The 305-nt window shown below is 49.8% G+C and carries 1 tRNA gene; it reads left to right on the top strand.

The features are described from left to right. The first annotated feature begins 159 nt into the window (after positions 1 to 159). A tRNA-Gly gene (locus ELS82_RS26230) sits at positions 160 to 235 on the top strand. The last annotated feature ends 70 nt before the right edge of the window (positions 236 to 305 follow it).

The raw sequence follows: 305 nt of genomic DNA, 5'->3' as shown, positions 1-305 counted from the left end.
GGCTCATAACCCGAAGGTCGTCGGTTCAAATCCGGCTCCCGCAACCAAATTTAAAAGGTATTGTGATTCGCTAGCTCGTCGGGCTCAGCTATTCATAAAACCTCGCGAAGGTCACTGGTTCAAATCAGTCCTCGCAACCAATTCTCTTGATGAGAATATGCGACACTAGCTCAGTTGGTAGAGCGCAACCTTGCCAAGGTTGAGGTCACGAGTTCGAACCTCGTGTGTCGCTCCAAATTTAAAGCTCTCATTGTGCTTAACAATGAATACGGACGCGGGATGGAGCAGCTTGGTAGCTCGTCGGG

Origin of the sequence: Vibrio ouci (genome assembly GCF_004551525.1) — a bacterium.
GTDB lineage: Bacteria > Pseudomonadota > Gammaproteobacteria > Enterobacterales > Vibrionaceae > Vibrio > Vibrio ouci.
Note: the sequence above shows the minus strand (reverse complement) of the source record. Positions and strands in the feature narration are given on the sequence as shown.